Below are 22940 nucleotides of genomic sequence, written 5' to 3' on the forward strand. Positions count from 1 at the left end.
GATGGATCGCCCGAGGGGTGTCTGTGGAACTGCGGCAGGTGAAGTACTTCGTGGCCGTGGCCGAGGAACTGCACTTCGGGCGGGCCGCCGAGCGCCTGCACATCGTGCAGCCGACCGTCAGCCAGCAGATCCGGCGCCTGGAGCGGGAGTTCGGCCTGGAGCTGTTCGACCGGACCAGCCGCTCGGTGGCGCTGACCGACGCCGGCCGTGCGTTCCTGCCGCACGCCCGCGCGGTCCTGAAGGCCGAGCGGGCGGCGACCGAGGCGATGGACGAGGCGCGCGCCGAGCAGGAGGCGACGCTGCGGGTCGGCACCAGCGTGGGCCTCGGACTCCGCCTGGACGGCGTGCTGAGCGCCCTGTCCGACCGGGCCCCGCAGCTGATGGTCGAGCTGGTCAGCGGGCCCACCGCGTCCCGGCTCCAGCAGGTCCGCGACGGCGAGCTCGACGCCGCCTTCGTGCGCGGCACGGACCGGAGGCCCGGGCTCGAACTGCTGCCGCTGTGGCGCGACGTCCTGGTCGCCGCGCTGCCCGCCGCGCACACGCTGGCGGAGCGGGACACGGTCGCCCTCGCCGAACTGGCCGAACTGCCCCTGCGGATCGCGCCCCGTGACACCAATCCGTACCTCGTCGACGCGGTCGTCGACGCGTGCGGTGCGGCGGGCTTCGAGCCGGTCATGGGCCCCGCGTTCACCACCGACCAGGACACCCTGGCCGCCATCGCCGCGGGCCGGGCGAGCTGGACGGTCTACTTCGCCGCGCAGGCCGCGGTGCAGCCCGCGCACAGGATCGCCTTCCGCCCGTTCGCGGACCCGGCGACGGCGCCGGGCCTGCAGACGTACCTGGCGGTACGCCCCGACCCGCCGTCACGCCGCCTCGCGAAGCTGCTCGATGCGTGCAACGAGGTCAATACCACTTCCGCAATGGCGAGTTGACCCGTCGAGTCCGAGCGGGGCTGAACCGGTACCCGGTGTCCCGGGATCGGGCTACCAGATCGACTCGACCCACTCCGGGTGGTCGATGAACGGGTTGCGGTTGTGCTGGTAGGTGTCGTAGATGACCTCGTTGCGGTTCTGCTCGAAGGAGTCCGGCGGGTCCTCGTCGCTCCACTTCTTCAGGACCGACAGCTTGCCGATGTTCGGCGCGCTGCCGTTGTCCACGGAGTCGTTGGGCTCGAGGTCGGCGAAGGAGTCGTCGCCTTCGTAGCGGACCGCCATGTAGAGGATCATCCGCGCGACGTCGCCCTTGACGGCGTCGCGCGGCTCGAACGAGTCGGAGTCCGTGAGGCTGCCGCCGCCGTTCGCGACCGCGCTGCCGCCCGCGTCGAAGTCCTTGTTGCCCCGGATCGAGTTGACCGTGACGTCCTCGGGGCGCAGATGGTGCAGGTCCGTGCCGGGGCCCGTCGCGGTGCCGAAGTCGCCGTGCGACTTGGCCCAGACGTGCTCGCGGTTCCAGTCGCCGCTGTCACCGCCGTTCGCCGACTTCGCGCGTGAGGTGCCGCTGTAGAGCAGGATCACGTTGGAGCTGTTGGCCGGGTCCTGGTCGGTGGCCTTCAGGGCGTCCCAGACCGCGTCGTAGGAGAGCTTCGTCTGGTCGCTGATGATCGTGTGCAGCGCGCTCTTGAGGGCGGTGCCGGTCTTGCCTTCCGCGTCTTGGTAGTAGGTGTCGTCGTACGCGGCGGTCGGGCTTGCTGTTGCCGTTGCCGTCGCTGTGGGGAGGGCGACGGCGGCCAGTACGGCCGCGGTGGTGAGGGCGAAGGTGCGTATGTGGATTCCGGGCATGTGGGGTGTCCGTCCGTTCTACGCGGGTTGATTGGGTGGAACGGAGCGTGACATGAACACGTATGGATTGGGTGAATGCCGGGCGTCGATTGTGTGACGACAAAGGCCCCTGACTGGATGTCAGGGGCCTTTGGGGTGGAGGGAGTTACGGGGTTCAGTTCACGTCGGACGCGTCCAGGCGGTACAGCGACGAGGACGAGGACGAGGACGAAGAGGAGCTGTCCGAGCTCTTGGAGCTCTTGGTGTACTCGCTCTCCTTCACCGCCGTGCCGTGCTTCTTCACCCACTTGGTGACCGCGGAGCTGACGTCGTTGCTGCCGCCCATGGGGCCGCCCATGCCGCTCTCGCCGACCTGGATGTAGTGCAACTGGCCGCTCTTGACCAGCTTCTTGAGCTTGGCGACGGTCATGCCCTTGTCGGAGCCGGTGAAGCCGTACATCGAGATGACGGGCTTCTTCGTGCTCAGGATGACCTGCGCGGCGGACTGCGAATTGGACACCGCGAGCAGCCACTTGGCGCCGTCCTGGTGCTTCTCCAGGTACTTGATCAGGTCGCTGGAGACGTTGCCGCCCATGCCACCGCCGCCCATGCCGCCGCGTGTGGCTCCGCCGCGTTGACCGGACTCCTGCTTACCGGAGCCGGACTCCTGCTTGCCGGAGCCCTGGCCACCCGGCATCTCGCCGCCACCCGGCATGCCGCCGCCCTGCTCGGAACCGCCCTGCTGGGAGCCGCCACCCGGGAAGCCGCCCTCGGGCGCCTGACCGCCACCGGGCGCCCCACCGCCACCGGGCATCTCACCGCCCCCCTGCTGGGAGCCGCCCCGCTGCTGTCCGCCGCCCGGCATCTCGCCGCCGCCGGGGAAGCCGCCGCGGCCACCGCCGCCGCCCCCGCCGGGACCACCCATGCCGCCACCCGTGGAGGGCCCGGCCGTCGGGTTCGAACCGCCCATGCCGCCGCCACCGCCGGAGGAGGAGAACGTCGTCGCGGAGGCGTACGCCGCCGGACCCGCCACCGACGCGACGACCGCGGCCGACACCGCCACGGCGAGCAGCCGCAGCTTCCGGCCCGTCGACGTACGGAAGACCAGCAGACCCGCGATCGCGAGCGCCATGACGACGGCGATCACCGGCCACAGCCAGCTGTTCCAGCCGGAGGCGCGCCGCAGCAGCACCGCCGACCAGATCCCGGTCACGGCGAGCGCGACCGGCAGCACCCACGCCCACCGCTTGTCCGTACGGAAGGCGCGCAGCAGCATCACGCCGCCACCGCCGCACAGCGCCGCGATGCCGGGGGCGACGGCGGTCGTGTAGTACGGGTGCATGGTGCCTTCGGCCGTGGCGAAGGTGACGTAGTGCAGGAGCAGCCAGCCGCCCCACAGCACGAGCGCGGCGCGGGTGAGGTCGGTGCGCCTGGCGCGGCCGCACAGCACCAGACCACCGACGAGCGCGATCGCCGCGAACGGGATCAGCCAGGAGATCTGGCCGCCGAGCGTGTCGTTGAAGAGCCGGCCGAGGCCCGCGGTCCCGGAGAAGCCGCCGCCTCCGCCGCCACCGCCCCCGCCGTTGCCCTCGCCGCCGAGGATCCGGCCGAAGCCGTTGTAGCCCATGATCAGGTCCCAGGCGGAGCCGTCCGTCGAGCCGCCGATGTAGGGGCGGCTGTCGGCCGGTACGAGGGAGACGGCCGTCGCCCACCAGAGGCTGGAGACGGCGAGCACCACGGCGGCGAGCACCAGGTTGCGGACCTTCTTCGCCCAGCCGAGGTCGGACGCGTACACGTACACGGCGAACACCACAGGCAGCGCGATGTAGCCCTGCAGCATCTTGGTGTTGAAGGCCAGACCGAAGCACGCCGCGGAGGCGAGCAGCGGGAGCAGCCTGCCGTTGCGGGTGGCGCGCAGCGCGAGGGCCGCGCCGCCCACCATCAGGAGCACCAGGAGGGTGTCCGGGTTGTTGTCCCGGTTGATGGCGACCGTGATCGGGGTCAGGGCGAGGACGAGGGCGGCGATGATCGCCGCCGCGTGGCCCCAGACCCGCTTCACGGAGGAGTGCAGGATCCAGATCGAGCCGAGCCCGGCGGCGACCTGCGGCAGCATCATCTGCCAGGTGCCGAAGCCGAAGATCCGGCAGGACAGGCTCATCACCATCAACGAGAACGGCGGCTTGTCCACCGTCAGGAAGCTGCCCGCGTCGATGGAGCCGAAGAACCAGGCCTTCCAGCTCTGCGTGCCGCTGTAGATCGCGGCGCTGTAGAAGCTGTTGAGGCTGCCCGACGACAGGTTCCAGGAGTACAGCACCCCGGCGAGCACGAGGATCGCGAGCAGCGCCGGCAGCGACCAGCGCGGCGTGCGGCGCACGCCCGGCTGGTCCACCGGCGGTGGGGGTGCGGGTGCGTGGGAATGCGATTCGGTCAAGGAGGTCACCACTGCACGGTGCACGGCCCCGGTGGGGGCGGGCTGTGGTGAAGCTGGGTGTCACCTGTGGATGCGGACCGGACATCGGTTCGCGCACCGCATCGTTCAGGACAAGTCCGCCCACACCGTTCAGCGAAAGTCCGCCCGGGCGTCGCCAACCGCGCTCTACGGTGACCCCATGTCGCGCAGATCAGTACGCTCCGTGCTCGCCCTCGTCGCCGTGTCGGCCGCCTGTCTGACCGTCTCCGGACCGGCGCACGCCACCGGGGCGGCGGGGAACTGCTCCCCGACCGTGTCGATCACCGGCTACTCCGACGCCCTCGACAAGACGACGTACGACGGCACCTTCGTCGGCAACATCTCCGCGCTCGCCACCGACCGGGGCGGGCGCCTCGCCGCGCTGTCCGACCGCTCGTCCCTGTTCACGCTGGACGGGCGCACGCTCGCGCCCCGCTCCGTGGCGCCGCTCGCCGACGAGAAGGGGGCCGCGCTCGACTCCGAGGGACTGGTCGTCGACCGCGACGGCACCTACCTCGTCACCTCCGAGACCGAGCCCTCGATCCGCCGCTACGACCGGACGGGCGCCCGCATCCTCGACCGCCTCCCGGTCCCCGCCCGGCTCCGGGACCGGGCCACGGCCAACGCCTCCTTCGAGGGCCTGACCCTGCTGCCCGGCGGCCGGACCCTCCTCGCGTCCATGGAGTCCCCGCTCACCGGAGACGGCGTCAACCGGCTCCAGACCTGGCGGCGCACGCCCACAGGCTCCTTCGCGCCCGCCGCCCAGTACGGCTACCGCGCCGACGCGAACCTCGGCATCTCCGAGGTCACCGCCGCCCCCGACGGCCGCCTCCTCGTCCTGGAACGCGGCTTCACCAGCGGCGTCGGCAACACGATCCGGCTGTACGCCGCCGAGCTCCGCGGCGCCACCGACGTCTTTGGCCGCGACACCCTCAACGGCTCCGAACCCGGCGTCCGCCTCGCCCACAAGACGCTCCTCGCCGACCTGGCGAACTGCCCGTCGCTCGGCGCCCCCGCCCACCAGCCCCAGCCCAACCCGCTGCTCGACAACGTCGAGGCGATGACGGTCACGGGGTCCACGGGCCGCGGCCCGCACGGCGCCCTCCGCCTGCTCCTCGCGAGCGACGACAACCAGAGCGCGAACCAGATCACCCGCTTCTACTCACTGACCGTATCCGCGCACTGACGCGTACGGATTGTTGCAGCGGGATGAAATCCGATCCCGCTCGCGTTGGCCCTTCGGCAGCTCAGGGCGAGAGGTCAGGCGAGCGGGAGGCGGCACGGAGTGGCGGAACAACGGGGCTGGGCGAAACGACTCGCGGGATACGCATGGCGCCATCCCAAGGACGTCGTTCTCGCGCTCGGGGCCTCGCTCGGCGGCATGGGCGTCATGGCGCTCGTCCCGCTGATCACGAAGGTGATCATCGACGACGTGATCGGGAACCACTCCCGGTCCATGGCTGTGTGGGCGGGCGCGCTCATAGGCGCGGCCGTCGTCGTCTACGTCCTCGCGTTCGTCCGCCGCTACTACGGCGGCCGGCTCGCCCTCGACGTCCAGCACGATCTGCGCACCGAGATGCACGGGTCGATCACCCGGCTCGACGGCCGGCGCCAGGACGAGCTGTCGACCGGGCAGGTCGTGGGCCGCGCCACCAGTGACCTCCAGCTGATCCAGAGCCTGCTCTTCATGCTCCCGATGACCATCGGGAACGTGCTGCTCTTCGTCATCTCCCTGGTGATCATGGCGTGGCTCTCGCCGCCGCTGACCCTGGTCGCGCTCGCCGTCGCCCCCGCCATCTGGTTCATCGCCAAGCGCAGCCGCGCCCGGCTGCACCCCGCCACCTGGTACGCGCAGGCGCAGGCCGCCGCGGTGGCCGGTGTCGTCGACGGGTCCGTGAGCGGCGTCCGCGTCGTGAAGGGGTTCGGGCAGGAGGAGCAGGAGACCGGGAAGCTCAAGACGGTCGGCCGCAGGCTCTTCGCGGGGCGGCTTCGCACCGTCCGGCTGAACTCGAAGTACACCCCGGCGCTCCAGGCCGTGCCCGCCCTCGGGCAGGTCGCCATGCTGGCCCTCGGCGGCTGGCTCGCGGTGCACGGACAGGTCACGCTCGGCACGTTCGTCGCGTTCTCCTCGTACCTCGCCCAGCTCGTCGGGCCCGTCCGGATGCTCGCGGTCGTCCTCACCGTCGGGCAGCAGGCCCGCGCCGGTGTCGAGCGCGTCCTCGAACTGATCGACACCGAGCCGAGCATCGAGGACGGCACGAAGGAACTGCCCGCGGACGCCCCCGCGACCGTCGAGTTCGACGATGTGTCCTTCACGTACTCGGACGCCGAACACGCCGTCCTCGACGGCCTCTCCCTGGAGATCAGGGCCGGTGAGACCCTCGCCGTCGTCGGCTCCTCCGGCTCCGGCAAGTCCACCGTCTCGCTGCTGCTCCCGCGCTTCTACGACGTCACGCACGGCGCCGTCCTCGTCGGCGGCCACGACGTGCGCGAGCTGACGACGGCGTCCCTGCGCTCCGCGATCGGGCTCGTGCCGGAGGACTCGTTCCTGTTCTCCGACTCCGTGGGCACCAACATCGCGTACGGCACCCCGGGAGCGACGCAGGAGCAGATCGAGACGGCCGCGCGCGCCGCGCAGGCCCACGAGTTCATCAGCGCGCTGCCCGAGGGCTACGACACCAAGGTCGGCGAGCACGGCCTCACCCTCTCCGGCGGCCAGCGCCAGCGCGTCGCGCTCGCCCGCGCCATCCTCACCGACCCCCGCCTCCTCGTCCTCGACGACGCGACGTCCGCCGTGGACGCCCGCGTCGAGCACGAGATCCACGAGGCGCTTGCACACGTGATGGCGGGCCGTACGACGCTGCTCATCGCGCACCGCCGCTCCACCCTCGGCCTCGCCGACCGGATCGCCGTGCTCGACGGCGGGCGGCTCGCCGCGATCGGCACGCACGAGGAGCTGGAGGCGGGCTCGCCGCTGTACCGGCGCCTGCTCACCGACCCCGACGAGCTGGGCGGGGTGTCGCCGGGACACACCGCTCCCGCCGCGGGGGAGCCGGTGGAGGACACCTCCGTACGGGACGAACTCGACGCGGAGTTCGACGCCGAACGCGGCGTCACCCCCAGGCTGTGGACGGGCGACCGCGAGCCGCGGGACGCCGCGCTCGCCGGAACGCCCGCGACGCCGGAACTCCTCGCGCAGGTCGACGCGCTGCCGCCGGCCACCGACACCCCCGACGTCGACGAGACGCGGGCCGTCGCGGCCGAGGAGTCGTACGGTCTGCGCCGGCTGCTGCGCGGCTTCCGGGCGCCGCTGCTGATCAGCCTCGCGCTCGTCGCCGTCGACGCGGGCATGGGCCTGCTGCTGCCGATCCTCATCCGGCACGGCATCGACGAGGGCGTCTCGCAGCTCGCGATCGGCGCGGTGTGGACGGCGGCCGCGCTGGGCCTCGTCGCGGTGCTCGTGCAGTGGACCGCGCAGTTCGGCGAGACGCGGATGACGGGACGGACCGGCGAGCGGGTCCTGTACTCGCTCCGCCTGAAGATCTTCTCCCAGCTCCAGCGGCTCGGACTCGACTTCTACGAGCGGGAGTTGACGGGTCGCATCATGACCCGGATGACCACCGACGTGGACGCCCTGTCGACGTTCCTCCAAACCGGGCTCGTCACCGCGTTCGTCTCCCTCGTCACGTTCTTCGGCATCATGGTCGCGCTCCTCGTGATCGACGTACAGCTCGCGCTCGTCGTCTTCGCGACGCTGCCGCCGCTGATCATCGGGACGTTCTTCTTCCGGCGCTCCAGCGTCAAGGCGTACGAGCTGGCGCGCGAGCGGATCTCCGTCGTGAACGCCGACCTTCAGGAGTCGGTGGCCGGGCTGCGGATCGTGCAGGCCTTCCGGCGCGAGAAGGACGGCGCCGAGAAGTTCGCCGCGGGCAGCGCCAGTTACCGCAAGGCGCGCATCCGCGGCCAGTGGCTGATCTCCGTGTACTTCCCGTTCGTGCAGCTCCTGTCGGCCGTGGCGACGGTGTCCGTCCTCGCGGTGGGCGCGCACCGGATCGACGCGGGCACGCTCACGACCGGCGCCCTGGTCGCGTATCTCCTCTACATCGACCTGTTCTTCGCGCCCGTGCAGCAGCTGTCCCAGGTCTTCGACGGCTACCAGCAGGCCACCGTCTCGCTCGGCCGCATCCAGGAACTGCTGCGCGAGCCGACGTCGACGAAGAACGCCGAGCGCCCCCGCGACGTACCGTCGCTGCGCGGCGAGATCGCCTTCGAGGACGTCGACTTCGCGTACGGGTCCGCCGACCGGCCGGAGGTGGCGCTGAGCGGCGTACGGCTGCGCATCCCCGCCGGGCAGACCGTCGCGTTCGTCGGCGAGACCGGCGCGGGCAAGTCGACCCTCGTCAAGCTCGTCGCCCGGTTCTACGACCCGACGGGCGGCCGGGTCACCGCAGACGGCATCGACCTGCGCGAACTCGACCTCACCGGCTACCGGCACCGGCTCGGCGTCGTCCCGCAGGAGGCCTACCTCTTCCCCGGCACGGTCCGCGACGCCATCGCCTACGGGCGGCCCGACGCGAGCGACGCCGAGGTGGAGGCGGCGGCCCGGGCGGTCGGCGCGCACGAGATGATCGCGACGCTCGACGGCGGCTACCTCCACGAGGTCGCCGAGCGCGGCCGCAACCTCTCCGCGGGGCAGCGCCAGTTGATCGCCCTGGCCCGCGCCGAACTCGTCGACCCGGACATCCTCCTGCTCGACGAGGCGACCGCCGCCCTCGACCTCGCCACCGAGGCCCAGGTCAACCAGGCCACGGACCGCATCTCCGGCAAGCGCACCACCCTGGTCGTCGCCCACCGTCTGACGACGGCGGCCCGCGCGGACCGGGTGGTCGTGATGGACCACGGCCGCGTCGCGGAGGACGGAACCCACGACGAGCTGCTCGAACTGGGCGGGAAGTACGCCGCGTTGTGGCAGACGTTCCTGGGGGAGCCGGTGGAGGCCGACGAGGTCAGCTCTTCGACGTGATGCCGGAGATCACACGGTCGGCGGCGGTGTCGGCACGCAACCGCCCCGCCCGTCTGTCGCGTCAGTTCATCAGTACGCTGGTGCGGATGTGACGGGAGGGGCTGCGGTGCGCGGACAAGGGCTCGGTGAGGGCGGCATACGCACGCCGCGCGGGCCACGCCGGGGGCTCGCGTCGGCGCTGTCCGTCCTGGTCGCCGCGGCCCTCCTGGTCCTCGGCGGGCCCACGGTCACCGGAGCCCAGGCCGCCTCGCTGTGCGGCGGACACCACGTCCGCACCCTGCGCTTCGAGACCGGCCGCACGGTCCTCTACAAGAACAACGGCTACGTCTGCGCCGTCACCTACGCCAAGCACACCGGCGCCCGCCGCACCATGACCGTGAGCGTCCAGGCCCGCGGCAACCGGGCCGTCGCTGACAAGGGCCGCTACACCCGGCACGCGGGCCCGGTCACCGTGCACGCCGGACACCGCTGTGTCCGGGTGAAGGGCTCCGTGGGTACGAAGTCGGTGCGCACCGGCTGGACCCTGTGCTGAACCGGGGCCCAGGACCGTGCGCGGCGGTGCCTGGCGGCAGGCCGAGGAGGCGCGCTCACACCGTGACCGCGCACCCCACCGGCCTGCTGCCGCCCAGCGTCACGTAGAGCGTCGTCGACGGCGGGCACGCCGAGCGGGACAGCACCGCCTCGAGCACCCGGTACTGCGGGGCGCGCCCTCCCGTGCCGGCGCAGGCCGTCTCCCGGACCTGGCCCTTGCCCGCCGCCGTGAGGCAGTCGCCGACGATCGTGCGGGGGCCGCCACCGCCGCCCGGGTCGCCGGGGTGCGGGGGATCGAGGTTGCGCATGCAGGCGTAGCCGCGGTCGACGGACCCGTCGCCGTTCTCGTCCGCCGCGGGCCGGTTCTCGCTGATGTGCAGCACGAAGTCGGTGCGGGCCGGGCACGCGGACCTGGCCGGCGGCTCCCCGTCGTGCCGGTCGAGTACCCGGGCCACGGCCCGCTCGCTGCGGCACGGCACCTCGTTGAACGACGCGCGCCCGCGTGAACTGCACTCGCCGGCCGCGAGGAACACCGCCCCGTACCCGGAGGACGCGCGCGTGGCCGGCCGGTCGTCCGAAGAGCCCGGGGAGCCCTGGCATCCGGCGAGCGCGAACGCGAGCAGCGACACCGCGCACACCCACCCGACCAACCGCGCGAACATGGCATTCCCCCCGGTACACCCGTCCAGCGTGGCCCGTGGCAGCGGGCGCACGCCAGGTGTGCGGGGGGCTTTGCGTCAGTTGGGGGCGGGATACGCCGATCACGGCGTACGCCCCCTACGGACGGGTCAGTACGACAGTCCGTAGCCGATCGGGTAGAGGACCTGCGCCGGATCGTCGGCCTTCTGCACGGGCACCGGCAGCTTCCCGCGCGGCTCCGCCTTCCCGGCCAACACCCGTACGGCAGCCCGCAGTTCCACATCGATCCACGAGTACGCCGCCACGTGCGCGTCGGCGGCGGACAGCTGGGCGACGTCGTACGGATTGCGCATCGACAGCGTGACGACCGGCACCCCGGCCTTGGCCATCGCGTTCACCAGCGACTGCTGCGCGCTGCCCGCGGCGACGTTGTACGTGCCGATGACCACGGCGTCCTTGCCCTCCGCCGCCGCCACGGCCTGCGCGATCGCCGCCTGGGTGGGCGCCGTGCCGGTCGCGAGCACCGTGGCGGTGAAGCCGAGTTCGGTGAGCGCCGCGCCGATCACGGTGGTCGGCGGGCCGTCGCTGAGGGAGGGGGAGGCGGGGTTCGCGCCCAGCACCAGCACGTTCTTGTGTGTACGACGGGACAGCGGCAGCAGCTTGCCCTTGTTGACCAGGAGCGTCGTCGTGCGCTCGGCGATCCGGTCGGCCGTGGCGAGGTGCGCGGGGGTGCCGACGGCGCGGTCGACGCCTGCCTGCGAGACGTAGGGATCCTTGAGAAGCCCCAGCTTCGACTTCAGGCGCAGCACGCGCAGGATCGACTCGTCGAGCCGCGCCTCGGTCAGCTCGCCGCCCCGTACGGCCTCCAGTACCGCGTTCCAAGAGACCGACAGGTCCGGCGGGTTGAGCAGCTGGTCGACGCCCGCCTTCAGCGCGAGCACCGGGACCCGCTCGTCGCCGTACTTCGTCCGTACGCCCTCCATGCCGAGGGAGTCGGTCACCACGACGCCGTCGTAACCGAGTTGCTCGCGCAGGATGCCGGTGAGGATGGGGCGGGAGAGCGTCGCCGGGTCCTCGCTCGGGTCGAGGGCGGGGACGACGATGTGGGCCGTCATGATCGAGTCGATGCCGGCCGCGATCGCCGCCTTGAACGGCGGCGCGTCCAGCTGCTCCCACTGCTCGCGGGTGTGGCTGATGTACGGGATCCCGGTGTGGCTGTCCGTCGCCGTGTCGCCGTGTCCGGGGAAGTGCTTGGCCGTCGAGGCGATGTGCGAGGACTGGTAGCCCTTGACCTGCGCGGCCACGAGTCCGGCGACGGCCTTGGGGTCCGCGCCGAAGGAGCGTACGCCGATGACGGGGTTGGCCGGGTTGACGTTGACGTCGGCGTCGGGTGCGTAGTCCTGCCGGATGCCGAGGGCGCGCAGCTCGGCGCCTGCGATCTGGCCCGCCTTGCGCGCGTCCTTTTGGGAGCCGCCCGCGCCGAACGCCATCGCGCCGGGGAGCAGGGTGGCGGGCTTGCCGACCCGGGCGACGATGCCGTGCTCCTGGTCGGTGGAGATCAACAGCGGTATCCGGGACGGTTGTTGGAGCCCCGCCTTCTGGATCCCGTTGCTCAGGTCGGCTATCTGGTGCGGGTCGCGCACGTTGTGCGCCCACGCGAAGTAGATGATGCCGCCGAGCTTGTACTTGTCGATGAGCTCGGCGGCGGTGCGGACGCCGAGCTCCTCGAGGTTGGCGTCGATGTCGGCCTGGTCGGGAGCGGTGGCCGAGTGGCCGTACACCCGCATCACGAAGAGCTGGCCGACCTTCTCCTCCAGGGACATCTTGGAGATGAGTTTCTTGAGGGCCTGGTCGGACGCGGGGGCGCCCGCGGCCCGTGCGGTGGTGGCGCTGAGGCCGACCGCCGTGGCGCCGATGGTGGCGGCGGCGAGCACGGTACGTCTGGACAGTGGCACGATCGCTCCTTCCGGAGGAGGCGCGGACCCTGAAAACAACTTCCGCGCGCAACGAGTATCCGGAAAATTTCTGCCAGTCAAGAGCCCGCGCAGGCCCGGGAGTTGGCAGGTGATCGCCTCCGGGGAGGGGGCCGTCACCGGCACTATGGAGGGGGCGTACCGGTGACGGCGACGCTGCCGGCCGCAGGCGGCGGAGAGGGTTTGTCAGCGTTCGCAGCCAGCAGCGAGGCCGACACCGCACTGCGGTGACTCTCCGGCAGCGTGTCTTTCTGACGGAAGCATGATGGCCCGGGTTCCCGAAATTCGAGGATTCAGTGAAATAGGTGCGCAGGTGGTGAACGAGGCGGCCGTGGCTGGGTCGTCGCCAGGTCCCGTCCGGGGCCCTTCTGGCGGATCTTGCCGGAGCCCCGTGGCGTCGGACGCGGGGGCCGCACCTGGGCTCCCGGCTACGCCGACTCGTTCAGCAACCGCGCCACGTGCTCCCGCCCCGCACCGAGAAGCTCCGGCAGGGGAGCCGCCGCCGGATACCACCGCGCCTCGTACTCCCAGCACAACCACCCGTCCCACCCCTCCCGACTCAGCACCTCCACACACTCGGCCAACGGAAGCACCCCACTCCCGAGCGGCAGCGGAGTCGTGTCGTCGGGCCCCGCGATGTCCTTGACCTGTACGTACCCGAGGTACGGGGACAGCGCCGCGTACGAGGCCACAGGCTGCTCGCCGCCGAGCCACGTGTGCATCACGTCCCACAACGCCCCCACGTTCCGGTGGCCGACGGTGCCGAGGATGCGGGACGCGGCCGCCCCGGTCCGATGCGAGTCGTGCGTCTCCAGCAACACCCGCACACCCCGGTCGGCCGCATACTCCGCTGCGACGCCCAGCCGCCGCGCCGCGGTGGCATCCGCCTCCTCGGGGCCCTGCTCGTCACCCCCGCCCGGGAAGACGCGCACGTACCGGGCGCCCAGGTCCCGCGCGAGATCCACCAGGGCCCGTACGTCGTCGAGCACCGGCCCGTCCTCGCCCGGCGCCGCCACGCGCGCGTACCCGGCCACGCCGAGGACCTCCACCCCGGCACTCTTGAACCGGGAGGCGACATCGGCCCGTTGCTCCCGGTCGATCCCGGGATGCACCGGCTCTTCGGGATGGGCACGCAGTTCGACGCCGTGATAGCCGTGCGCGGTGGCGAGCGCGAGCACGTCGTCGAGGGGGAGACCAGGGACACCGAGGGTGGAGAACGCCAGCTTCATGGGCCGGACCCTACCCGTCAGTCCGCCGTCCTATGGAGGGTCAATTTCCAGTCCTGGCCGATCAGATCCGCGCCGAACGAGCGGTGCGGCTTCTCGCCGACGAGTACGAACCCGTGCCGCTGGTAGATCGAACGGGCCGACTTCAGCACGTCGTTGGTCCACAGCGTCATCTCCCGGTACCCGACGCCCCGCGCGAAGTCGATGCAGGCCCGCACCAGCCGGTCCCCGATGCCGAGCCCCCGCGCCTCCGGCTCGACGAGCAGCAGCCGGAGCCGCGCGGTGCCCGGAGCCTCGTCGCGTACGCACATCACGCAGCCCACCGGACGGCCGTCCAGCTCGGCGATCCACACCCGCTCCAGGTGCGGGTCGTGGTCCTCGGCGAAGTCGGCGACGATGCGCGCGACCAGGCCCTCGTAGTCCGCGTTCCAGCCGAACTCGGCGGCGTACAGCGCCCCGTTGCGCGCGACGATCCAGCCCAGGTCGCCGGGGCCAGGCTCGCGCAGCAGTACGTTCTCGGGGTGCGGGGCGGCGCGGCCGTCGCCGAGGATCTCGCGGACGGTGCGCAGCGCCTCGGACAGGCGGTCGCGGTCGGTGGCGGGGACGGAGTCGAGGAGCGCCCCGACTGTCTCCCGCGAGCGCTCGTCGAGCAGTTCGGCGGTGGTGCGGCCGCGCCCGGTGAGGGTGATGCGGCGGCGCCGCGAGTCCTTCTCCGACGATCCGCGCTCGACGAGCCCGTCCCGCTCGAACTTGCCCAGGATGCGGCTCAAGTACCCGGCGTCCAGGCTCAGTCGGACGCGCAGGTCGGCCGCGTCGACCTTCTCCGTGTGCGCCAGCTCGTACAGCACGCGGGACTCGGTGAGGGTGTACGGGGCGTACAGGTGGCGGCTGTAGTCGAGCGCGCCGATCACGTTCGTGTAGAAGCGGTTGAAGGACCGGATGTCCTGCACGGTCATGAGCCACCTCGCGGGTCAGATGGTTGACTCAGTCAGAGGTTCGGGGCGGTGCCCACCGTACGCCGGGGGTGGGGGCCCGTCCACGCGACGGACGCCGGGGCGCCCGTGAAAGCGTCCGCCCGGTCAAGTCCATGCATACGGCAGGTATAGCGCTTCAAGGGCGTCCCATGGGTTGGGAAAGCGCTCTCCGCACGTTGTTCCCGAGTTCATCGCGGGCCTCCTCCGCGCCACATCCGGCGCGCAGCACAGTGATCCAACGGCCCGTCGCACGCGGGCCGTTGGCATGCCCGGACCTTCCGGCACCTCACACCAGGGGACACTCATGGCCGAACTCACCCGACGTAGACTCCTCGGCTCCGCGGCCGGCGCGGTCGGTGGCGCCGCCGCCCTCTCGCTCCTGCCGCCCAGCGTCCAGAAGGCGGTGGCGGCGGGCCCGCCCCGCAAGGGATCGCTCCGGGACATCGAGCACGTCGTGATGCTCATGCAGGAGAACCGCTCCTTCGACCACTACTTCGGCACGCTCAAGGGTGTACGCGGCTTCAACGACCCCGAGGCGCAGAGGCTGGGCACCGGCCGCTCGGTCTTCTACCAGCCCGACGCCGAGAATCCGAAGGGCTACCTGCTCCCCTTCCACCTGGACACGCACACGTCCAGCGCCCAGGCCATCCCGTCCACGAGCCACGCCTGGTCGGTCCAGCACGAGGCGTGGAACAACGGCAAAATGGACCAGTGGCTCCCGGCCCACCGCAAGGCCGACGGCGTCAACGGCCCGTACGTGATGGGCTATTACATGCGTAAGGACATCCCCTTCCAATTCGCCCTCGCGGAGACCTTCACCATCTGCGACAACTACTTCTGCTCCGTCTTCGGCCCGACGTGGCCCAACCGCCTCTACTGGATGACGGGTTCGATCGACCCGTCCGGCACGCACGGCGGCCCGATCCTCAACAACACCGCGCCCACGCCCTATCGTTGGACGACCTACGCGGAGCGCCTCCAGGCGGCGGGCGTCAGCTGGAAGGTCTACCAGCAGGACGACGACTACGGCTGCAACATGCTGGAGCAGTTCGCGAGCTTCAAGGACGCGAAGCCGGGATCGGACCTCTACGAACGCGGCATGCGCCCCCAGCCCGAGGGCACCTTCGAGGACGACGCCCGGGGCGACCGCCTCCCGGCGGTCAGCTGGATCATGCCGACGTCGTACGAGTCCGAGCACCCGGACTACCTGCCGGCGGCGGGAGCCGACTTCGTGGCCCGCAAAATAGAAGCGATAGCGTCGAACCCCAAGGTGTGGGCGAAGACCGCCTTCATCCTCAACTACGACGAGAACGACGGCCTGTTCGACCACGTGACCCCGCCCACGCCTCCGGCGGGCACGGCGGGCGAATTCATCCAGGGCCTCCCCATCGGCGGTGGCTTCCGCGTCCCCGCGATCATCGTCTCGCCCTGGACGGTGGGCGGCTGGGTGGCCTCGGAGTCCTTCGACCACACGTCGGCACTCCAGTTCCTGGAGCGCTTCACGGGCGTCGCGGAACCCAACATCACCGACTGGCGCCGCGACACCTTCGGCGACCTGACCTCAGCCTTCCGCTTCTCCCACGCCAAGCCGCACCCGCCGAAGCTCCCCACCAACACGGCGGAACAACTGGCCCAGGCCAAACAGGAAGTGTCCACCCTCCCGAAGCCGACGCTGCCGGGGGAGGACCAGTCCTTCCCGGAACAGGAGCGGGGGCGCAGGCCGCACGTGTAGGGCCTGCCGTGCCCATGGCTGGGGGCGGTGCCGTGGGTCAGGTAGCCGTGAGCCCTGGGATGATCCGCGAATGACCCGTGTTCTCGCCCGTGCCGATCTGCTGAAGTTGCTCGAACCGCGTCGCTGTATCGAGGTGCTTGCGGCGGGGTTCCGGGCCACGGCGCACGGTGGGGCCGGGGGTGCGCGGCGGGTGGTTGCCGAGCTGCCGTTTCCCGGCACCGCCACGGCCCTCATTCCTGGAACGCTGCCCGGCGTCCCGGCCTACACGGTCAAGGTCAACGCCAAGTTCCCCGGTGCCGCGCCGGCCCTGCGCGGTGTCGTCTGTCTGCACGGCGGCGCCGATGGTGAACTGCTCGCCCTCATGGACTCGGCGACGGTGACCTCTTGGCGTACCGGGCTCGCCGCCGCGTTGGGTACGCACACGCTGGCACCGCCGGGTGCCCGTACGGTCGGTGTGGTCGGGGCGGGTGCGCAGGCCGAGCTGATGGTTCGCGGGCTGCGTGCGTTGCGGGACCTCGACGCCCTGGTGGTGCAGGACGTCGACGCGGACCGCGCCAGGGCGTTCGCGGCCCGGCACGGCGGGCGGGCGGTGCCGACGCCCGAGGCCGTCGCGGCGGAGGCCGACATCGTGCTGCTCGCCACGTGGTCCCGTACCCCGCTGCTGGACCTCGTGGATGCACGCCCGGCGCAGCACTTCACCACCCTCGGCGCGGACGAGCCGGGCAAGCTGGAGCTGTCACCGGGGCTGCTCCGCGCCGCCCGTCTCGTAGTGGACGACCGTGAACTCGCCGATGCGTCGGGGGTGTTGGGATCCTTGCGGACGGACGGCCCGGAAGGGGCGGACGAGGCGTCCGGTGTGCTCACCCTGGGCGAGGTCCTGACGGGCGCCGCCCGACTCCCGCACTCCGACGCCCCCACCGTCTACGCCCCGGTCGGCCTCCCGTGGCAGGACCTGGCGCTCGCCTGGGAGGCGTATGGAGTGGCGGAACGTGACGGGGTCGGCGGCGAAGTGGATCTGCTGGCCTGACGCCTGCCGGGCCGAGGGTCCGCCGCGCGACGGACGTCAGTCCCTGGCTCCCGGCCACGCCGCCAGCGCGAACTCGGCGACCTGCGTGAGCTCGTCCGCGTTCGCGCCGTCCCGGGCGCGTTGGGACAGGCCCTGGACCACGGCGGCGAAGTACGAGGCGAGTGCGGGCGTGTCCGTGCCCTCCGGCAGTTCCCCGGCCGCCCGGCCCTGGCGCAGGCGCTCCTCGAAGGAGGCGACCCCGGCGTTGCGGACGTCGCGGAGGAAGGCGGCGATCTCCGCGTCCTGCTCCGTCACGTTGGTCGCGGCACTGTTGGCCAGGCAGCCCGCCGGGTGCGAGGGATCCGCGTACGTGCGGGCCGCCTCGCGCAGGATGCGGGCGAACGCCCCGTACGCCGTCGGCTCCTCGGCGAGTGCCACGCCGACGAAGGCGCCGACGGGGGACCGACCGTAGACCTCGACGGCTTCCCTGAACAGCGACTTCTTGTCGCCGAACGCGGCGTACAGGCTGGCCGGGCGGATGCCCATCGCCCCGGTCAGCTCGCCCACCGAGGTCGCCTCGTAGCCCCGCTCCCAGAACAGCCGGACGGCCACGGCCAGCGCCGCGTCCCGGTCGAACGTGCGGGGCCGCCCGCGGGGGCGGGTCTTTCCCTCGGTCGTGCCGTCAGTCGTTCCGCCGGTTGTTCCGCCAGTCATGGCGTCACTGTATCCCGGTTTCCCGGATATCTTGAGCGGCCATTCAAGAACGGTGCTAGGGTCCGAGTGGCTTGTTCTTGAGTCATCGTTCAATAAATGATGGTGATCGCGGACTGGGGGTATGGCACATGGTGGCGACGGATGAAGGGCACACTCTCGCCGGATGGGCGGGCTGCGCGGCTGCCGCGGTCGGGGTGGCTGTGACTGGTGTCGGAGTCATCGGGTGGCGTCCGGGGGTCTGGCTCGGTCCCGTGGTGCTGGCCGTGGCTGTGCTGCTCACCTGGGGGCTGCATCTAGCGGGGTGGGGCAAGCCGCCCGGGCCGCGGCGCCATGACCAACACCCCGTACGCGTAAGGGATGTGACCGCCCGGGAAGGTCACGTCGACTGTGTCGGGTGCCGGCTGGCCGGGCGGCGGCGGCAGCGGTCGGGCGTCGCCGTCCCGGACCCGGTCAAGCGCTAGGTGCCAGGCCCTACGCCCGCGGCTTCCCCGTCGACCCCCGCACCACCAGCTCCCCCCGCACCTCCACGATCCGCCCCTTCGGCGCCGCCTCCCGGCCCATCGCGATCCGGCCCGCCCGCGCCGCCGCCTCGGCCAGCGGGAGGTGGAACGTCGTCAGCGGAGGCGCCGCATCGATGCTGAAGGGGAGGTCGTCGAAGCCGACCACCGAGACGTCCTCCGGGATGCGCAGGTCCGCCTCCCGCAGGGCCGCGCACGCGCCGAGCGCCACGCTGTCGTTCGCCGCCACCACGGCCGTCAACTCCGGCTCCCGGCACAACAGTTCGGCCGTCGCCTCGTAGCCCGACGTGCGATCGTACGAGCCGTGCGCCACAAGCCCGTCCGACTCGCTCACACCGGCCGCGGCCAGCGCCTCGCGGTGGCCCTCGAGGCGGTGGCGGGTCGTCGTGCGCTCCTCGGGGCCCGCGACGTAGCCGATCCGTCGGTGCCCGAGGGCCAGGAGGTGATCCGTCAACTCCCTTGCCCCGGAACGGTTGTCGAAGGTCAGCGCCACCGCGTCCGTGTCCGGCACCGGCGGACGGCCGCAGAGCACGACCCGCGTCCCGGCCTCCGCGAGGCGCCGCAACTTGGCGGCCACGGCCGCGACATGGGCCTCGTTCTCGATCGCCCCGCCCGTGAGCACGACCGCCGCCGCGCGCTGGCGCTGCAGCAGGGTTAGGTAGGTCAGCTCGCGCTCCGGCTCGCCGCCCGTGTTGCAGACCACCGCGAGCCGCTCGCCGCCCGCCCGGCCGCCGGGCCCGACGATCTCCGACTGCACCGCGGAGGCCATGATCCCGAAGAACGGGTCGGCGATGTCGTTGACCAGGACCCCGACCAGGTCGGAGGTGGCGGCGGCGAGGGCGCTCGCCGGCCCGTTGAGCACGTAGTCCAGATCGTCCACGGCCTTGAGCACCCGCTCGCGCGTGCTCGCGGCCACGGGGTAGTTCCCGTTCAGGACGCGCGAGACGGTGGCGGGGGACACCTGCGCGCGGGCGGCCACATCCGACAGGGTCACGGTCATCGAGTCTTCCTCCGTGAAGGGTCCCGGGTCCGCGGCGAAGCTCCCGAGACCCCGGTCTCGTATCCGCTCTTGTCCGAGCGGCAGTCCAGAGGCTAGCTTCTTCTTAGGTAGAAAGCGCTTGCTACGAAAGATTCCGCAGGCGCCACCTCGCGTATGCAGCAATACGCGGGGCACGAATGGCCGGTCGGCCGGAGGAAGGAACTCACGTGACACGCAAGACGGTGCGCATCGCCATGAACGGTGTGACGGGGCGCATGGGCTACCGCCAGCACCTCGTCCGCTCCATCCTCGCCCTCCGCGAGCAGGGCGGACTCGACCTCGGCGACGGCACGGTGCTGTGGCCCGAGCCGGTCCTCGTCGGGCGCCGCGAGCACGCCCTGAAGGCGATCGCCGAGGAGCACGGCCTCGACCCGGCCAACATCTCCACCGACGTGGACGCCGTCCTCGCCGACGACAGCATCGACATCTTCTTCGACGCCGCGATGACCTCGGGCCGCGAGGGGATCCTCAAGAAGGCGATCGCCGCCGGAAAGCACATCTACACCGAGAAGCCGACCGCCACCGGCCTGGAGGGCGCCATCGAGCTGGCCCGCCTGGCGCGCGAGGCGGGCGTCAAGTCCGGTGTCGTACAGGACAAGTTGTTCCTGCCGGGTCTGCTCAAGCTGAAGCGGCTCATCGACGGCGGCTTCTTCGGCCGGATCCTGTCGGTCCGCGGCGAGTTCGGGTACTGGGTCTTCGAGGGCGACTGGCAGGAGGCCCAGCGGCCTTCCTGGAACTACCGCTCGGAGGACGGCGGCGGCATCGTCGTCGACATGTTCCCGCACTGGGAGTACGTGCTGCACGAGCTGTTCGGCCGCGTGACCTCCGTGAACGCGCTGGCCCAGACCCACATCCCCACCCGCTGGGACGAGAACGGCAAGCCCTACGACGCCACCGCCGACGACTCCGCGTACGGCATCTTCCAGATCGAGGGCGGCATCGTCGCGCAGATCAACTCGTCGTGGGACGTGCGCGTCAACCGTGACGAGCTGGTCGAGTTCCAGGTGGACGGTACGGAAGGGTCCGCTGTCGCCGGACTGCGCAACTGCCGTGTCCAGCACCGCAGTTCGACGCCGAAGCCGGTCTGGAATCCGGATCTGCCCGCCACCTACTCCTTCCGCGACCAGTGGCAGGAAGTGCCGGACAACACCGAGTTCGACAATGGCTTCAAGGTCCAGTGGGAGCTGTTCCTCCAGCACGTCTACGCCGGCGCCGACTACCACTGGGACCTGCTCGCCGGTGCGCGCGGCGTGCAGATGGCCGAGCTGGGCCTGAAGTCGTCCGCCGAGGGCCGCCGCCTCGACGTTCCGGAGATCTCGCTGTGACCCTCCATCTCCCCAACGCTGCCGGTGAGTTGAAGGCTTACGAGCCGCGCGCCGAGCCCCTCACCTTCGACACGGGCGCCCCGCTCGCGTCCCGCGTCGTCTACTCGGCGGCGCACGTCGTCGCCGACCCGCTCGCCGACACCACGCCGGACTCCCCGGCCGCCGTCGACTGGGACGCCACCCTCGCCTTTCGCCGCCACCTGTGGTCGCACGGCCTCGGCGTCGCGGAGGCCATGGACACCGCGCAGCGCGGCATGGGCCTGGACTGGGCGGGCGCCGCCGAGCTGATCCGCCGCTCGTCGGCCGAGGCCAAGTCGGTCGGCGGGCGCATCGCGGTCGGCGTCGGCACCGACCAGATCGCGCCCGGCGCGTCCCTCAAGGACGTGCGCGCGGCGTACGAGGAGCAGCTCGCGGTCGCCGAGGGGGCGGGCGCCCAGGTCATCCTGATGGCCTCCCGCGCGCTCGCCGCCGCCGCGAACAGCCCGCAGGACTACGTCGACCTGTACGGCCACCTGCTCCGCCAGGCCACCGAACCCGTCATCCTGCACTGGCTCGGCCCGATGTTCGACCCGGCGCTGGAGGGCTACTGGGGCTCGTCCGACCTGGATGCCGCCACCGACACCTTCGTCGAGATCATCAAGGCGCACTCCGACAAGGTCGACGGCATCAAGGTCTCGCTGCTCGAAGCCCAGCGCGAGGTCGACATCCGCCGCCGCCTCCCGAACGGCGTGCGCTGCTACACCGGCGACGACTTCAACTACCCGGAGCTGATCGCCGGCGACGAGCGCGGTTTCTCGCACGCGCTGCTCGGCATCTTCGACCCGCTGGGCCCGCTCGCCGCGAAGGCGGTACGCACCCTCGACACGGGTGACGTGGACGGATTCCGTCAACTCCTCGACCCGACCGTCGAGTTGTCGCGCCACCTGTTCCAGGCGCCGACCCGCTTCTACAAGACCGGCGTCGTCTTCCTCGCCTGGCTCTCCGGGCACCAGGACCACTTCACGATGGTCGGCGGCCTCCAGTCCGCGCGTTCGCTGCCGCACTTCGCGCGCGCCTACGAACTCGCCGACCAGCTGGGCCTGTTCCCGAAGCCGGAGCTCGCCGAGGCCCGGATGAAGAACCTGCTCGCCCTGTACGGAGTGACCTCATGAGCGCCGAGAAGTCCACCGCGGATCCCCGCTTCTCCATCAACCAGATGACCGTCAAGCAGCTCGGGCTCCCCGAACTGGTCGACGCCTGCCGCGAGTTGGGTGTCCAGAACCTCGGTACGTGGCGTGCGCCCGTCCAGGAGTACGGCGTCGAGGCCGCGGCGAAGCTGCTGCGCGACGCCGGGCTCAACGTCACCACGCACTGCCGGGGCGGCTTCCTCACCGCGGTCGACGAGACCGAGCGCAAGGCCGCGATCGAGGACAACAAGCGCGCCGTCGACGAGTGCGTGACGCTCGGCACCGATGTCCTGGTGCTCGTCTCGGGCGGCCTCCCGGCCGGTTCGTACGACCTGCCGGGCGCCCGTGAACGTATCGGTGACGCGCTCGTCGAGCTCGCCCCGTACGCCGCCGAGCGCGGCGTGCAGCTCGCGATCGAGCCGCTGCACCCGATGTACGCGTCCGACCGCTGCGTCGTCTCGACGCTCGCGCAGGCCCTGGACATCGCCGAACGCTTCCCGGCGGAGCAGGTCGGCGTCTGCGTGGACACGTACCACATCTGGTGGGACGACCAGGCGCCCGCGCAGATCGCGCGGGCCGGGGCGCAGGGACGTATCGCGACGTTCCAACTCGCCGACTGGACCACGCCGTTGCCCGAGGGCGTCCTCAACGGGCGCGGGCAGATCGGCGACGGCTCCATCGACATGCGGTACTGGCGCGGTCTCGTCGAGGCGCAGGGGTACGCGGGGCCCATCGAGGTCGAGCTGTTCAACGACGGTCTGTGGGCCCGCGACGGGCGCGAGGTGCTGGCCGAGACGGCTGAGCGGTTCACGGCGCACGCCGTGTAGTTCGTGGCGCACGCCCTGTAAAAAGTTTTCTCCGCAACCAC

At 71.5% G+C, this 22940-nt stretch carries 17 protein-coding genes; 9 read left to right on the plus strand and 8 right to left on the minus strand.

Annotated features, from left to right (window positions below; translation table 11 throughout):
• Positions 1-23: 23 nt before the first annotated feature.
• Positions 24-932, plus strand: a complete 909-nt coding sequence (locus tag OG746_RS27140) for a LysR family transcriptional regulator (protein WP_266719364.1) — start codon at positions 24-26, stop codon at positions 930-932.
• A 51-nt stretch (positions 933-983) separates the two neighbouring features.
• Here the strand turns inward: OG746_RS27140 and OG746_RS27145 are convergent, their stop codons facing one another.
• Together OG746_RS27145 and OG746_RS27150 are read right to left on the minus strand one after the other, a co-directional pair.
• Positions 984-1778 carry an endonuclease I family protein gene (locus OG746_RS27145; protein ID WP_266719365.1) on the minus strand — a complete coding sequence of 265 codons (795 nt, stop codon included), beginning with the start codon at positions 1776-1778 and terminating at the stop codon, positions 984-986.
• Positions 1779-1932: 154 nt separating this feature from the next.
• Complete coding sequence (locus OG746_RS27150) at positions 1933-4197, minus strand: ArnT family glycosyltransferase (protein WP_524540479.1); 2265 nt, start codon at positions 4195-4197, stop codon at positions 1933-1935.
• Between the two features lie 169 nt (positions 4198-4366).
• Between OG746_RS27150 and OG746_RS27155 the strand changes: the two genes are divergently transcribed.
• The 3 genes from OG746_RS27155 to OG746_RS27165 all read left to right on the plus strand — a co-directional run bounded on the left by OG746_RS27155 (position 4367) and on the right by OG746_RS27165 (position 9761).
• A complete protein-coding gene (locus tag OG746_RS27155) occupies positions 4367-5392 on the plus strand; it encodes an esterase-like activity of phytase family protein (protein WP_266719367.1) in 1026 nt (341 codons plus the stop codon).
• A 99-nt stretch (positions 5393-5491) separates the two neighbouring features.
• Positions 5492-9229, plus strand: coding sequence for an ABC transporter ATP-binding protein (locus OG746_RS27160; RefSeq protein ID WP_266719369.1), 3738 nt, complete (start codon positions 5492-5494; stop codon positions 9227-9229).
• 106 nt (positions 9230-9335) lie between these two features.
• Positions 9336-9761, plus strand: coding sequence for a hypothetical protein (locus OG746_RS27165; RefSeq protein ID WP_266719371.1), 426 nt, complete (start codon positions 9336-9338; stop codon positions 9759-9761).
• A gap of 55 nt (positions 9762-9816) precedes the next feature.
• On the opposite strand, the gene OG746_RS27170 is transcribed toward OG746_RS27165, so the two are convergent.
• From OG746_RS27170 to OG746_RS27185, 4 genes are all read right to left on the minus strand, one after another.
• Positions 9817-10422 (minus strand): hypothetical protein, encoded by a 606-nt coding sequence (locus OG746_RS27170; protein WP_266719373.1) that lies wholly within the window; start codon positions 10420-10422, stop codon positions 9817-9819.
• A gap of 126 nt (positions 10423-10548) precedes the next feature.
• Entirely contained in the window at positions 10549-12357 is a 1809-nt protein-coding gene (locus tag OG746_RS27175; RefSeq protein ID WP_266725455.1) for a glycoside hydrolase family 3 protein, read from the minus strand.
• 443 nt (positions 12358-12800) lie between these two features.
• Positions 12801-13601, minus strand: coding sequence for a sugar phosphate isomerase/epimerase family protein (locus tag OG746_RS27180; protein ID WP_266719375.1), 801 nt, complete (start codon positions 13599-13601; stop codon positions 12801-12803).
• Positions 13602-13618: 17 nt separating this feature from the next.
• Positions 13619-14554, minus strand: a complete 936-nt coding sequence (locus OG746_RS27185) for a bifunctional helix-turn-helix transcriptional regulator/GNAT family N-acetyltransferase (protein ID WP_266719377.1) — start codon at positions 14552-14554, stop codon at positions 13619-13621.
• A 322-nt stretch (positions 14555-14876) separates the two neighbouring features.
• Here OG746_RS27185 and OG746_RS27190 point away from each other — a divergent pair, with 322 nt between their 5' ends.
• Both OG746_RS27190 and OG746_RS27195 read left to right on the plus strand, forming a co-directional pair.
• The gene (locus tag OG746_RS27190; protein ID WP_266719379.1) at positions 14877-16304 is read left to right on the plus strand and encodes an alkaline phosphatase family protein; all 1428 of its coding nucleotides are present in this window, start codon (positions 14877-14879) and stop codon (positions 16302-16304) included.
• A gap of 70 nt (positions 16305-16374) precedes the next feature.
• A complete protein-coding gene (locus tag OG746_RS27195) occupies positions 16375-17331 on the plus strand; it encodes an ornithine cyclodeaminase family protein (protein ID WP_266719381.1) in 957 nt (318 codons plus the stop codon).
• 36 nt (positions 17332-17367) lie between these two features.
• Here the strand turns inward: OG746_RS27195 and OG746_RS27200 are convergent, their stop codons facing one another.
• Positions 17368-18024, minus strand: a complete 657-nt coding sequence (locus OG746_RS27200; RefSeq protein ID WP_266719383.1) for a TetR/AcrR family transcriptional regulator — start codon at positions 18022-18024, stop codon at positions 17368-17370.
• A gap of 471 nt (positions 18025-18495) precedes the next feature.
• Positions 18496-19542, minus strand: coding sequence for a LacI family DNA-binding transcriptional regulator (locus OG746_RS27205; protein WP_266719385.1), 1047 nt, complete (start codon positions 19540-19542; stop codon positions 18496-18498).
• Between the two features lie 206 nt (positions 19543-19748).
• On the opposite strand from OG746_RS27205, the gene OG746_RS27210 reads away from it, so the two are divergent.
• Genes OG746_RS27210 through OG746_RS27220 form a run of 3 tightly spaced genes read left to right on the plus strand, consistent with a single transcriptional unit; the run spans position 19749 to position 22899 of the window.
• Complete coding sequence (locus OG746_RS27210; protein WP_266719387.1) at positions 19749-20906, plus strand: Gfo/Idh/MocA family protein; 1158 nt, start codon at positions 19749-19751, stop codon at positions 20904-20906.
• Entirely contained in the window at positions 20903-22057 is a 1155-nt protein-coding gene (locus OG746_RS27215; RefSeq protein WP_266719389.1) for a dihydrodipicolinate synthase family protein, read from the plus strand. The genes OG746_RS27210 and OG746_RS27215 overlap by 4 nt, the downstream gene beginning before the upstream one ends.
• Positions 22054-22899, plus strand: a complete 846-nt coding sequence (locus tag OG746_RS27220) for a sugar phosphate isomerase/epimerase family protein (RefSeq protein WP_266719391.1) — start codon at positions 22054-22056, stop codon at positions 22897-22899. The genes OG746_RS27215 and OG746_RS27220 overlap by 4 nt, the downstream gene beginning before the upstream one ends.
• Positions 22900-22940 lie beyond the last annotated feature (41 nt).

This window comes from Streptomyces sp. NBC_01016, from assembly GCF_026341035.1.
Taxonomy (GTDB): domain Bacteria; phylum Actinomycetota; class Actinomycetes; order Streptomycetales; family Streptomycetaceae; genus Streptomyces.